16 protein-coding genes are annotated in these 11,977 nt (G+C 65.1%); 15 read left to right on the forward strand and 1 reads right to left on the reverse strand.

Going from position 1 to position 11,977, the window contains the following annotated elements:
- Positions 1-12: 12 nt before the first annotated feature.
- Both ACIPO9_RS27700 and ACIPO9_RS27705 read left to right on the forward strand, forming a co-directional pair.
- Positions 13-1,293 (forward strand): type II and III secretion system protein family protein, encoded by a 1,281-nt coding sequence (locus tag ACIPO9_RS27700; protein ID WP_400784510.1) that lies wholly within the window; start codon positions 13-15, stop codon positions 1,291-1,293.
- Positions 1,294-1,307: 14 nt separating this feature from the next.
- Entirely contained in the window at positions 1,308-1,736 is a 429-nt protein-coding gene (locus ACIPO9_RS27705; protein WP_400784497.1) for a hypothetical protein, read from the forward strand.
- A gap of 11 nt (positions 1,737-1,747) precedes the next feature.
- Here ACIPO9_RS27705 and ACIPO9_RS27710 read toward each other — a convergent pair whose 3' ends face one another.
- Positions 1,748-2,530, reverse strand: a complete 783-nt coding sequence (locus ACIPO9_RS27710) for a tetratricopeptide repeat protein (protein WP_400784498.1) — start codon at positions 2,528-2,530, stop codon at positions 1,748-1,750.
- 184 nt (positions 2,531-2,714) lie between these two features.
- Here ACIPO9_RS27710 and ACIPO9_RS27715 point away from each other — a divergent pair, with 184 nt between their 5' ends.
- The 13 genes from ACIPO9_RS27715 to ACIPO9_RS27775 are packed head-to-tail and all read left to right on the forward strand — an operon-like array spanning position 2,715 to position 11,691.
- The gene (locus ACIPO9_RS27715; RefSeq protein ID WP_400784499.1) at positions 2,715-3,308 is read left to right on the forward strand and encodes a type III secretion protein; all 594 of its coding nucleotides are present in this window, start codon (positions 2,715-2,717) and stop codon (positions 3,306-3,308) included.
- A gap of 35 nt (positions 3,309-3,343) precedes the next feature.
- Positions 3,344-3,565, forward strand: coding sequence for a hypothetical protein (locus ACIPO9_RS27720; protein WP_274134576.1), 222 nt, complete (start codon positions 3,344-3,346; stop codon positions 3,563-3,565).
- A gap of 9 nt (positions 3,566-3,574) precedes the next feature.
- Positions 3,575-4,039: a hypothetical protein gene (locus ACIPO9_RS27725; protein ID WP_400784500.1), complete on the forward strand. Its 465-nt coding sequence runs from the start codon at positions 3,575-3,577 to the stop codon at positions 4,037-4,039.
- Between the two features lie 3 nt (positions 4,040-4,042).
- Entirely contained in the window at positions 4,043-4,825 is a 783-nt protein-coding gene (gene sctJ, locus ACIPO9_RS27730) for a type III secretion system inner membrane ring lipoprotein SctJ (RefSeq protein ID WP_400784502.1), read from the forward strand.
- Positions 4,822-5,442: a type III secretion protein gene (locus ACIPO9_RS27735; RefSeq protein ID WP_400784503.1), complete on the forward strand. Its 621-nt coding sequence runs from the start codon at positions 4,822-4,824 to the stop codon at positions 5,440-5,442. The genes sctJ and ACIPO9_RS27735 overlap by 4 nt, the downstream gene beginning before the upstream one ends.
- Entirely contained in the window at positions 5,442-6,038 is a 597-nt protein-coding gene (locus ACIPO9_RS27740) for a FliH/SctL family protein (protein ID WP_400784505.1), read from the forward strand. The genes ACIPO9_RS27735 and ACIPO9_RS27740 overlap by 1 nt, the downstream gene beginning before the upstream one ends.
- Positions 6,028-7,350 (forward strand): FliI/YscN family ATPase, encoded by a 1,323-nt coding sequence (locus ACIPO9_RS27745; protein ID WP_400784506.1) that lies wholly within the window; start codon positions 6,028-6,030, stop codon positions 7,348-7,350. The genes ACIPO9_RS27740 and ACIPO9_RS27745 overlap by 11 nt, the downstream gene beginning before the upstream one ends.
- A 16-nt stretch (positions 7,351-7,366) precedes the next feature.
- Positions 7,367-7,840 (forward strand): hypothetical protein, encoded by a 474-nt coding sequence (locus tag ACIPO9_RS27750; protein ID WP_400784507.1) that lies wholly within the window; start codon positions 7,367-7,369, stop codon positions 7,838-7,840.
- A complete protein-coding gene (sctQ, locus tag ACIPO9_RS27755; RefSeq protein WP_400784508.1) occupies positions 7,837-8,877 on the forward strand; it encodes a type III secretion system cytoplasmic ring protein SctQ in 1,041 nt (346 codons plus the stop codon). Before ACIPO9_RS27750 ends, sctQ begins: the two co-directional genes overlap by 4 nt.
- Positions 8,874-9,527 carry a type III secretion system export apparatus subunit SctR gene (gene sctR / locus ACIPO9_RS27760; RefSeq protein ID WP_274134588.1) on the forward strand — a complete coding sequence of 218 codons (654 nt, stop codon included), beginning with the start codon at positions 8,874-8,876 and terminating at the stop codon, positions 9,525-9,527. Before sctQ ends, sctR begins: the two co-directional genes overlap by 4 nt.
- Positions 9,528-9,531: 4 nt before the next feature.
- The gene (gene sctS, locus ACIPO9_RS27765) at positions 9,532-9,801 is read left to right on the forward strand and encodes a type III secretion system export apparatus subunit SctS (RefSeq protein WP_274134589.1); all 270 of its coding nucleotides are present in this window, start codon (positions 9,532-9,534) and stop codon (positions 9,799-9,801) included.
- 6 nt (positions 9,802-9,807) lie between these two features.
- Positions 9,808-10,620, forward strand: a complete 813-nt coding sequence (gene sctT / locus ACIPO9_RS27770) for a type III secretion system export apparatus subunit SctT (protein ID WP_274134590.1) — start codon at positions 9,808-9,810, stop codon at positions 10,618-10,620.
- A gap of 24 nt (positions 10,621-10,644) precedes the next feature.
- Positions 10,645-11,691, forward strand: a complete 1,047-nt coding sequence (locus ACIPO9_RS27775) for an EscU/YscU/HrcU family type III secretion system export apparatus switch protein (RefSeq protein ID WP_400784509.1) — start codon at positions 10,645-10,647, stop codon at positions 11,689-11,691.
- Positions 11,692-11,977: the final 286 nt, after the last annotated feature.

Consider the following 11,977-nt stretch of genomic DNA (forward strand, 5'->3'; position numbering starts at 1 on the left):
ATCTGTGTAGTCATGCTGGCTGCGTTGACGGGGCCGTCGCTGGCGCTCGCCCAGAACATCACCCGTGGCAGCACCGGCACGGTTGACCTGGCCTCCGGTGAAGGACGCATCCTCAACTTCAAGGCGCCGGTGGATTCGGTGATGGTCGCCGAACCCGGCATCGCCGATTTGCAGGTGGTGTCTCCCGGCGTGATCTACGTGTTCGGCAAGGCGCCCGGGCAGACCAGCCTGATCGCCCTGGGCGCCGACGGTGAACAGATCGCTTCGCTGAGCCTTGCGGTCAGCAGTAACACCACCGCCGTCAGCCGCCCACTGCAAAGCCTCAACCCCGGCAGCACCGCACGCATCGAAGGTGCGGGCAACCGCGTGCTGGCCAGCGGCAGCGTCAAAAGCGTGGGCGAGGCGACCGACCTCAACGCCCTGCTCAGCACCGAAGGTCAGGACTTCAAGACCGCGATCAACGGCGCGTCCTACGCAGGCTCTGCCCAGGTCAATATCCGCGTGCGCTTCGCCGAAGTGTCGCGTTCGGAGCTGCTGCGTTATGGGGTCAACTGGAACGCCCTGTTCAACAACGGCACCTTCTCCTTTGGCCTGCTGACCGGTGGCTCGCTGGCGGCCGATGCAGCCAGCGGCGCATCCAACGTCATCAGTGCCGGGCTGTCTTCGGGCAACGTCAACATCGACGCCATGCTCGAAGCCCTGCAAAGCAACGGCATTCTGGAGATTCTGGCGGAGCCCAACATCACCGCCATGACCGGCCAGACCGCCAGCTTCCTTGCCGGTGGCGAGGTGGCGGTGCCGGTGCCGGTCAATCGCGATCTGGTGGGCATCGAGTACAAGCAATACGGCGTGTCGCTGCTGTTCAGCCCCACGGTATTGCCCAACGAGCGCATCGCCCTGCAAGTGCGCCCCGAAGTCAGCAGCCTGATGGGCTCAAGCACGGTCAACGTCAGCGGCTATCAGGTGCCTTCGTTCCGGGTGCGGCGCGCCGACACTCGGGTAGAAGTCGGCAGCGGCCAGACCTTCGCCATCGCTGGGCTATTCCAGCGCGAAAGCAGCCAGGACGTCGAGAAGGTGCCGATGCTCGGCGACATGCCGATCCTGGGCAACCTGTTCCGCTCCAAACGCTTCCAGCGCAACGAGACGGAACTGGTGATTCTGATCACGCCGTATCTGGTGCAGCCGGTGCGCACTCGCACCCTGGCCACGCCCCTCGACGCCCGCCCCGAAGGTGCGACCACGGCGTCCGCCGGGCCGCGCAATGGCGGCATGTTCGGGTTCTACCTCAAATGAGCGGGGGATCAGAGATGAAGCGCGCAACGTCTGCAAGCATTCGCCCCGTTACCTTGCTGGGCCTGGCGCTGATGTTCTTGAGCGGCTGCCAGACCCATCTGGAACCGGCTTCCTATTCGCCTGACTACCGGGCGATGACTCGTGCTGACGGGCGCGTCGAGCTGATTCCGGACGAATGCCTGAAACCCTCGGTGGAGGACAAGTTCGACACCGACGAAGAGACCTATGTGCCGTTGCTGCCGCCGGGCTGCGCCAACAACCTGACCTTGCTGCAGATGGTCGAGCGGCGCGAGGACCTGCTGCAGGGCCGGGCGAGCGGACCGACCATGGCCGCGCCAGTCGGGCGTGCGGCGCAGGTGTACATCGATGGTTATGACCGCGAGGAACTGCGCCGACGTCAGTCAGAGCAGCAGGCCACGGTCGACAAGCAGGAGCGCCAGTGACCGTGTCGCGCTCAATGGCTGTCGATCAGACCCAGTTCCCGGGCCTGGGCCTGCGGGTCCTTGATGGATTTGATCCGCTGGGCTTCGGTCAGCAGCTTCTGCCGGTCGGCGGCCGGGATGTCGTCAAGGCGCAGGGCTTGCACGTCGCTGTCCTGTCCGGCCAGCACCGTCACCAGCAACTGGTTGCGTTGATGGCGGGGCAGGGCACGGGCCGAATTGGCGACGCTGCCGATGGTGTCCAGCGCCTGACGCGACTGGCCGCCCAGCGCGTAGGCCAGGGCGAGGTTGCAGCGGGTGTCGAGATCGTTGGGGGTCAGCGCCAGGCTCTTGCTGAACGCGGCCTGGGCTTCGCTGGCCTGGCCACGCAGGATCTGCGCGATGCCCAGACGGTTGAGCGCTTCGGGCTGATCGGCGTGGGCGCTGGCCTGGGTCAGCACGGTGACGGCGCGGTCAAGCTTGCCCTCACGCAATTGCGCGGTGCCCAGGCCCAGCAGCGCTGCGGCGTTGTTGGGCTCAAGTTCCAGCGCCTGCTGGTAGGCGCGCTCGGCACCCCGTGCATCGCCGCTGGCCAGGCGCGTTTCGCCAAGCTTGAGCCAGGCCTGTTGCTGCGCCTGGGGCTGTTGCGTGGCCTTCTCGTAGAGCCCGGCTGCGGTGGCCGGGTCACCGCGTTTTTCAAGGTCGGCGGCCAGGCGCATGAAGCGTTCGTAACTGCTGTCGGCCGCCGGCTGGCTGGCGCAGGAGGCGAGCATCACGCTGCCGGACAACATCAGGGTACGCAAAAAACGGTTGGACATGGACAAGGCTCTTGGGTCGAGAACGGCGGGGCCTCGAAGCGATCGCTCAGGGTCTCTGCGCGATCGGGTCGGCTCTCCCGAAAGGGCCTCCATTCTATCCACTTGAGGCGTGATGGCGACCGTTATCTGCGCAGGTTTTTCATGCCTTCGATCATCGCCGACACCCTTTGCCGGAGCCGTCTTCATGGGTAAACGTTTCGTATGGCTGCTGGCTGTGTGGCTGGGCGTGGCCGCACCGGGGATCGCCCTGGCCGAAGAGGCGACGGGGGATAACCCGCAGTGGTTCACCCAGCCCTATGCCTACTTGCTGGTGGAGCAGGACGTGCGCGCCGCGCTGGAAGAATTCGGCCGCAACCTGGGGCTGATCGTGGTCATGTCGGACAAGGTTCACGGCAAGGCCCGTAGCAGCGTACGTGGCCGTTTGGCGGGGGATTTCCTGGCCCAGCTGTGCGAGACCAACGGGCTGAGCTGGTACTACGACGGCAACATCCTGTACCTCAACAGCGACGCCGAAATCGGCACCCGGCTGTTCAAGTCCCAGGAGTTGCAATCGGAGCAACTGGAGGCCTGGCTCAACAGCCTGGACGTGTACGGCAAGCAGTTGTCGTCGCGCTTCGGCCCCGATGGCGACGAGCTGTTCGTGTCCGGGCCGCCGGCGTATCTGAACATGGTTGCGCAGCATGTCGACCAGCAACGTCGCCCGGTCGCCGCCCCCGTCATGCGGGAACGCGGTGTACGGGTGTTTCGCGGCAGCAGCGTTACCGAAGTGAGCAACTGAAGCAGCAAAACCCAACCTGAAGAAGGAGCACAACGATGTCCGTCACTCCCATTGACAGCACCACCCCCAACGTCGGCGCCACCTCCGAGGCACAGTTCAACGCGGCCGTGGACAAGTCCAAGACCGAGATGAGCGATGAGGAGTTCAACGATGCGCTGATCACCCAGGCGGTCACCATCGGCGGGCAGTTCATCATCATGCCCAAGGCCCAGGAAATGCTGAACGAAGCCCAGTCGTCCGAAGACGACGAAGAGTAGGTCGCCACCATGACTGCCAGTCTCGCAGCACCAGCCACGGCGGCATTGCCGCCGTCAGGAGAGCCTGCCGGTGTGCAGGCGTCCCAGAACCTGTTCGAACACATGGCCAGCAATGCCAAGAGCATGCCCGAAGGCGCCAGCCCGCATCAGATCGGCGAAGGTCTCATGGAGCGCCTGAACGGCTTCATCGACCGCTCGCGGACCTTTTCCGAGCGCGCCGAAGGCTTGGCCAATGGCACCGCCCGCAGTAATGCGCCAAGCAGTCCGACATCGGTCAGCGAACCGCAGCGCCTGGCCTCGGCACAGACGCCGGGCAGCGATGGGCAACCGCCGAAACGGGTGGCCGAGCAGCAGGTGGACCAGATCGTCAACTCGCTCGGGCGGATGTTCGACTACTCCATCGAAACCCAGATGGTGGTGCGCGGCGCCACGCAGATTTCCGGCTCCGCCAACACGCTTTTGAAAGGTCAATAATTCATGTCCAGCCGTTGTCGTGCACTGCGTTTGATGATTGTCGTGGTGTTTGCCGGCCTGCTTCAGGCCTGCGACACCGCCCTGTACACCAACCTGGGCGAGCGCGAAGCCAATGCCATGGTCGCGGTGCTGTTGCGCGAAGGCATTGCGGCGTCACGCAAGGTGCAGGACAACGGCCAGCTCTCGGTGGTGGTCGACGAGAAGCGCTTCGCCCAGGCCATGGCGGTGCTGGACAACGCCGGTCTGCCGGGCCAGTCGTTCTCCAACATGGGCCAGGTGTTCAAGAGCAACGGGCTGGTGTCATCACCGGTCCAGGAGCGGGCGCAGATGGTCTATGCGCTGAGCGAAGAACTGTCCCACAGCGTGTCGGAAATCGACGGCATTCTCGCGGCACGGGTGCATGTGGTGTTGCCCGACAACGACCTGCTCAAGCGGGTGATTTCGCCATCGTCGGCCTCGGTGCTGGTGCGCTATGACCCGGCCGTCGATATCAATCAACTGATCCCGCAGATCAAGACCCTGGTCGCCAACGGCATCTCGGGCCTGAACTACGACGGTGTCTCGGTGACCGCCATCAAGGCTTCGGTCGCCCGTCAGCAGGCGAACGCCCAGCCGCGCCTGGCGAGTTTCCTGGGCATGTGGATGCTCGAAGACAACGTGCCCCATGCGCGGATGATTTTCGGCGTGTTGCTGCTGGGTATTCTCGGGCTGGCGGGTGTCCTTGGCTGGCAACAATGGCAGCGTCGCCGCGCCGATGCGCTGTACACGCTGGAGGACGCCCGATGAGCGCGCAGCGCCAGGCCTGGCAGGGCTTGCTGGAGCAGCCGCTGAGTTTCGTCCGGCCACAGCACCTGCGCGATTGCCTGCCGGACGGTTTGAGCGATCAGCAACGCACGGCACTGCGCAACACGCCGCGCTTCCATGACCGGCTGTTGCGGGTCATGACCGGTCATTTCAACTTGCCGCCGCTGGCGCAGACGTCATCGCCCCACGACAGCGACCTGGCCCTGCTGCTGTTGCCACCTGCGGCGTTCAAGAACTTGCCGCGCCTGTGCGGGGCGATCTGGCATTCGGCGACCCTGGCCCGTGAGATTCGCAGCGACGTGGTCACCCAGTTGCGCGAGCTGCTGGGCAGCGAAGTGTTCGCCACCGCCCTGGCACATCGTGCGCTGGCCGGCGCCGCTGACTTGTTGCGCCAGCCCGCCGACTTGGTACAGGCCATCGACCGCGACGGCGCCAGTTGCATCGCCGCCTGGGTGCAACAGCAGCCCGCCGACCTGCGCGCCTGGCTTGCACTGCGCCTGGATCTGCCGGTGGCGGACGGCTCACCCATCGGTGCGGGCGTCGAGATCGTGCGACGTGCCGCCTCGACCTTGAACCAATCCACGGGAGAGGCCGCCTGATGAGCGAACTACCAAGCCGACCTGCGTCGCGAATCATCCGCGCCGAACAGGCTGATCTGTGGATCGATGGTTATGCGTTCGTCCGTGCAGCCCAGGAGCAGGCGGACACGATCCGCGAGCAGAGCGCCCAGTGGCTGGAGCAGGCCCGCGAGGAGGGCTTCGAGCATGCCCGGCAACAGGGGGCCGAAGAGGTCTCTGCGTTGTTGGCGCAGACAGCCGCCAGGGCCGATGCCTGGCTCGGTGGGCTGGAAGTGTCGCTGGCCGATCTGGCGCTGGACATCGTGCGTGAAGTGATCGGCGAGATGGACGAGCCCGAACGTATCCTGCGCTGCACACGCAAGGCGCTGACTGCGTTTCGCCAGGACCAGGCCCTGACCTTGTTCGTCTCCGCAGGGCAAGTCGAGGCGGTGCGTTTGCGCCTGAAATCCGAAGCCGACCACCTGCCGATCACGGTCGAGCCGGACGAGCAACTGCACTCCGGCCAGGCACGCCTGAGCGGGCCGGTCGGTTCGGTGGAACTGGGGCTGGACGCGCAACTGAACAACCTGCGCCGCAGCCTGCTGCCCTTCGTTGACGAGGTGCAGCTTGAGCGTTGACCTTGACGCAATCATCCCGCGCCTTGGCGAGCGCCTGCGCGACGCCCGGCCTCGGCCCATGAAAGGCACGGTGCGCAGCATTCGCGGCGTGCTGCTGCGGGCCAGTGTGGCTGGCGTGCGTATCGGTGAGCTGTGCCAGTTGCGCGACCCCGGCAACGGTCGCAGCCTGGCGGCGGAAGTCATCGGCTTTGAACAGGACGAAGCGATTCTGTCGCCCATTGGTTCGATGGAGGGGCTGTCGACCCGCACGCAAATCATCGCCACCGGCGAGACCCTGGGCGTCAGCGTGGGCGATGCTCAGCTGGGGCGAGTCATCAGCCCGATGGGCGATTTTCTCGACGGTGACGCGCCGCTGGGTGTGCTGCAACGCTACCCGCTGCACGCCGAGCCGCCTGCGCCGTTTGCCCGGCAATTGATCGTCAAACCGCTGTCTCTGGGCGTGCGCTCCATCGACGGTCTGCTGACCCTCGCCCAGGGCCAGCGCATGGGCATCTTCGGCGAACCGGGCGTCGGCAAGTCGTCCCTGCTGGCGAGCATCGTGCGCCACACCGAGGCGGATGTGATTGTGATCGGCCTGATCGGCGAGCGTGGCCGGGAAGTGCGCGAACTGCTGGACGTGCAACTCGATGCCCAGGCCCGGGCGCGCAGCGTGGCCGTGGTCGCCACCTCTGACCGGCCTGCGGCGGAGCGGGTGCGGGCGGCGTTCGTTGCCACCGCGCTGGCCGAATATCACCGTGACCAGGGGCGCAATGTGCTGTTGCTGATGGACAGCCTGACGCGCTTCGCCCGTGCGCAAAGGGAGATCGGCCTGGCGGTGGGAGAGCCCCCGACCCGGCGCGGTTACCCGCCGTCTTTTTTCTCGGCCTTGCCGCGCCTGCTGGAGCGTGCCGGCCCCGGCGCGGTCGGCAGCATCACCGCGCTCTACACCGTGCTCACCGAAGGCGACGTGGCCAGCGATCCGGTGGCCGAAGAGACGCGCTCGATCCTCGACGGCCACATCGTGCTCAGCGCTGAACTGGCCCAGCGTAACTACTTTCCTGCCGTGGACGTGCTGCGCAGCCGCAGCCGTCTGATGGATCAGGTGACCAGCGAAGAGCAGCGGCGCCTGGCCATGCGCATGCGCGACCTGATGGCGCGGCGCAATGAAATCGAAATGCTCATCCGCGTGGGCGAATACGCACCCGGCAGCGATCCGCTGGCCGACGAAGCGATCGCTCGGCACGACGCTATCGAAGCTTTCCTGCGCCAGCCTGCCTCGGAGTCGAGCAGTGCGGCCCAGACCCTCAACCACATGCGCAAGGTCCTGGCGTGACCTTACCGGAGAACCCATGAACACCAATGATCTACGTAGCCTCCAGGCACTGCGTCAGTTGCGCGAACAGCGCGCCTCCAGCCAGTTGGCCGCCCAGCAGCAACGCTGCCGCGAGACCCACAGCGCGCTGGACGACGCCAAGGAGAAACTGCGCCTGCACCGCGAAGCTCTGGCGCGCAAGGCCGAGCAGATCTACGGCAACTTCAGCGAAGGCCTGTCGGTCAGCGCCTGGCAGGCCGCTCAGGACCACCTCGACGAACTGGCCGACAACCAGCGCGCGCTGGAAAGCAGCGTCGATCTGAACGAGCAGGCCCTGGCGGCGCAAGAGCGCGAACGCGATGTGTTCCGTGCCGCGCGCATGGCCCGCCAGCGTCAGGCCGAGGCCTGTGATTCGCTGCTCGACCACCGGCTGCGCAGCGAGCGTCAGGCCCGCGAGCGTCGCGACGAATCAGATGACCTGCCCGTGGCTTCCGCGAGGAGCGGTGCATGACGTGTCGGGAAAGCGCTCCCTGGTCTTCCGGGCCGGGCGCTGACACGCGCATCGAGTGGCGGGCGGGTTGCGATCCACGATGGCTGGTACTGCATAACCATCTGCATCGCCGCCGCGGAGCCTGGCAGGGAGAGTTTGGCGGGCAGCCGGTCACGGTGCAGTGGGCCAGCGTTGCGCCGGTCGCTGAACCCTTGCTGGACATTCATCTGACCCTCGGCAGCGCCGCGCTGTTGCTGCAATTGCCGACGGCGGCGCTGGCTTCGCTGGGGCTGGCCGGGCAGGCCGATCAACTGACCGGGCTGCCCGGCACGATGCTGCTGGAGCTGGCGTTGCTGGGTTTCATCGAACCCCTTGAGCGTGCGGCCGGGCGGCCTCTGCAGGTGGTCGAAGCGCCGGAAGTGGCGTTGAGCGAACTGTTCGTGCTGCACCTGACGCTGGCGGTGACCTGTGCCGGCGGCGAACCCCTGGCCGTACCGCTGCACCTGAGCGCCGAGGCCGCGCAGCTTCTGGCGGATGGACTGGACGCGCACCTGCCTCCGGTCGACCACGGGCTGGCGGCGCTCGGCTGGCAATTGCCGGTGCACGCCGGTGAAGCGCCGTTGAGCGTGGCCGAGCTGCGCAGCCTGCGTCCGGGTGATGTGGTCATGCTCGACGACTGGCCCGTAGGCCAGGTGCGGCTGGTGCTCGATGACCGCTTGCAGGCCCGTGCCTTGCTGGACGGCACCCGCGCAACACTGCTTGAACAACCGATGGCTGTATCTTCTTTGAAGGATGTTTGCATGACTGAATCTGCTGTCGAGTCCGCTCTGGAAAGCTCGCTGGACGAGCTGCCGTTGAAACTGGTGTGTCAGGTCGGCAGTGTCGAACTGTCGTTGGCGCAACTGCGGGAAATGGGTGAGGGCAGCCTGTTGCAACTGACGCCGCAGATGCACGATGGCGTGGACCTGCTGGTCAATGGCCGGCGCATCGGCCAGGGGCAACTGGTAAAAATGGGCGACGGCCTGGGCGTGCGTCTGTTGAGCCTCGTCACGCCATGAGTGGGTACCAGCCCAACCTGATTGAAATCATTCTGGTCGTTGCCACCATCGGGTTGATCCCGCTGGCGGTGGTGACCCTGACCGGCTTCATGAAGATTTCCGTGGTGCTGTTCCTGATCCGCAACGCCCTGGGCGTGCAGCAGACGCCGCCGAACCTGGTGCTGTACGGCATCGCCCTGATCCTCTCGGTGTACGTGACCACGCCCTTGATCGGCGACATGTACCGGCAGGTGGAGGGCCGTGACCTGAACATGGAAAACGTCGAGCAGGTGAAGGAGTTCGGCGATGCCCTGAGGCCGCCGCTGCAGGCGCACCTGTCGCGTTTTGCCAACGAGAGCGAACGCGGGTTCTTCATGCAGGCCACCGAGACCATCTGGTCGCCGGAGGCCCGCGCCGAGCTGCGCGACAACGACCTGGTGGTGCTGGTGCCGGCATTCGTCAGTTCCGAGCTGACCCGCGCCTTCGAGATCGGCTTTCTGTTGTACATCCCGTTTCTGGTGGTGGATCTGCTGGTCGCCAACGTGCTGATGGCGATGGGCATGTCGATGGTGTCGCCGACGCTGATATCGATACCGCTGAAGATCTTTCTGTTTGTCGCCTTGAGCGGCTGGTCACGGCTGATGCACGGCCTGATATTGAGCTACGGGTGAAGCCATGGGCCAGGACGTCTTTCTATCGTTGATGAACAAGGCGCTGATGACGGTGTTGCTGCTGTCGGCGCCGGCGCTGGGGGTGGCCATTGTGGTGGGCCTGAGCGTCGGCCTGTTGCAGGCCCTGACGCAGATTCAGGACCAGACCCTGCCGCAGGTGGTGAAGCTGGTGGCGGTGCTGCTGGTGATCGTGTTCGTAGGGCCGTTGCTGGCAAGCCAGGTGCTCGAACTGGGCAGCCAGGTGCTGGACAACTTCCCGGCCTGGACGCGCTGACCGACCATGGACGTGAACGTTGCCAATGCCTTTCTCGAAGTGGCGTACCCGGTCATCAGCTCCGCGGCGCTGGCGGCCAGCCGGGCCATGGGTGTGGTAGTCATCACTCCGGCGTTCAATCGCCTGGGCCTGACCGGCATGATCCGAGGCTGCGTGGCGGTGGCCATTGCCGTGCCGATGTTCATGCCGGTGTTCGGCGCGTTCACCGCACTGCCGGAGCACGGCGGGTTTCTGCTGGTAGGCCTGATGATCAAGGAGCTGCTGATCGGCGTGCTGATCGGGCTGTTGTTCGGCATTCCGTTCTGGGCCGCAGAGGTGGCGGGGGAGCTGGTGGACCTGCAACGCGGCTCGACCATGGCGCAATTGCTCGACCCGCTGGCGTCCGGGGAATCCAGCGTGATGGCGACGCTGTTGACGGTGATGCTGATCGCGCTGTTCTTCATGTCAGGCGGCTTCATCATGATGGTCGACGGTTACTACCACAGCTATCAGCTATGGCCGGTGACCGCCTTCACGCCGCTGTTCGCGAGCTCCGCGCTGATGGCGGTGCTGTCGATACTCGACCAGGTGTCGCGGGTCGGCGTGATCATGGTCGCGCCGCTGATCATCTGCCTGCTGGTCACTGATCTGATGCTTGCCTACCTGTCGCGGATGGCGCCCAGCCTGCACATCTTCGATATGTCGCTGCCGGTGAAGAACCTGTTTTTCACCGTGCTGATGGTGATCTACATCGGCTTCCTGATTCCGGTGATGCTCGATCAACTGGCGGAATTCCGGGGCACCGTGGAGTTCCTCAAAACCCTGGCAGGCTCGGAGTAGGCCCGCACTTGAACAGGAGCCGGCATGGCCGATAGCAGCGAAGAGAAATCCCAGCCGGCCACGGACAAGAAGCTGCGTGACGCGCGGCAGAAGGGGCAGGTCGCCAAGAGCCAGGACCTGGTGTCGGGGATGGTCATCCTGTTCTGCACCCTGTGCATCTCGATCCTCTTGCCCCAGGCCCAGGCTCAAGTGACGGCGTTGCTGGACATGGTTGCGCTGATCTACATCGAGCCGTTCAACACGGTCTGGCCGCGGGTGATCGACACCGCCGAGCAACTGGTGCTGACCATCACCCTGCCGGTGGTTGCGGTGACGGTGGCGGTGGTGGTGCTGACCAATATCATCACCATGCGCGGCGTGGTGTTTGCGGTAGAGCCGATCACGCCGGAGTTCAAGCGGATCAATCCGGCAGAAGGTTTCAAGCGGATTTTTTCCATGCGCAGCTTCGTCGAGTTCCTCAAGGGGCTGGTCAAGCTGTTGCTGCTGGCGCTGGCGTTCTACGTGGTGGGACGCCATGCGTTGCAGGCGCTGATGGAATCGTCGCGGTGTGGCGCGGGCTGCATCGAGTCGACCTTTTATCTGGTGCTCAAGCCTTTGATGTTCACGGTGCTGGCGGCGTTCCTGCTGGTGGGTGGCGTCGATGTGCTGATGCAGCGCTGGCTGTTCGGGCGTGACATGAAGATGACCCGCAGTGAGCAGAAGCGTGAGCGCAAGGATGTCGACGGTGATCCGTTGATCAAGAGCGAGCGGCAGCGCCAGCGTCGGGAGATGCAGGCGCTGGCGACCAAGCTTGGCCTGGCCCGCGCGTCGCTGATGATCGGCACGGCGGACAGTTGGGTGATCGGGGTGCGCTATGTGCGGGGGGAAACCCCGGTGCCGGTGGTGGTGTGCCGCGCTGAGCCTGAGGATGCGCAGGGGATGCTGGCGCAGGCGGCGACGCTGGGGATCGCTCATGGTATGGATGCAAGGCTTGCGAATGAGATAGCCAGGCGTGCAGTGCCGGGTGATCCGGTGCCGGACAATACCTTTCAGGCGGTGGCGGATTTGCTGGTGGCGGCGCGGTTGATCTGAGGGTTATCGTTCGCACCCTCCGAGCCATATGATCGTTCCCACGCTCTGCGTGGTAACGCCTTGAGCGACGCTCCGCGTCGGCGGGGGTTGGATCGTGTGTATATCCGTTTATTAGGCTGGTGCTGATTGCGCCTTCCGCCCTTACGGCGGGTCACTTTTGGCATTCGCCCCAAAAGTAACCAAAAGGTCTTTGCGACAGGCTGGGGTCCTTCGGACTTCCCTCGCTCCGGCGCCGTTCCGGGGGCACGCCGTGATGGGCCGTCCCTGGCCCGCACGGCTTTCGCGG

This window comes from Pseudomonas sp. NPDC090203 (assembly GCF_044746765.1).
Taxonomy (GTDB): domain Bacteria; phylum Pseudomonadota; class Gammaproteobacteria; order Pseudomonadales; family Pseudomonadaceae; genus Aquipseudomonas; species Aquipseudomonas putida_AD.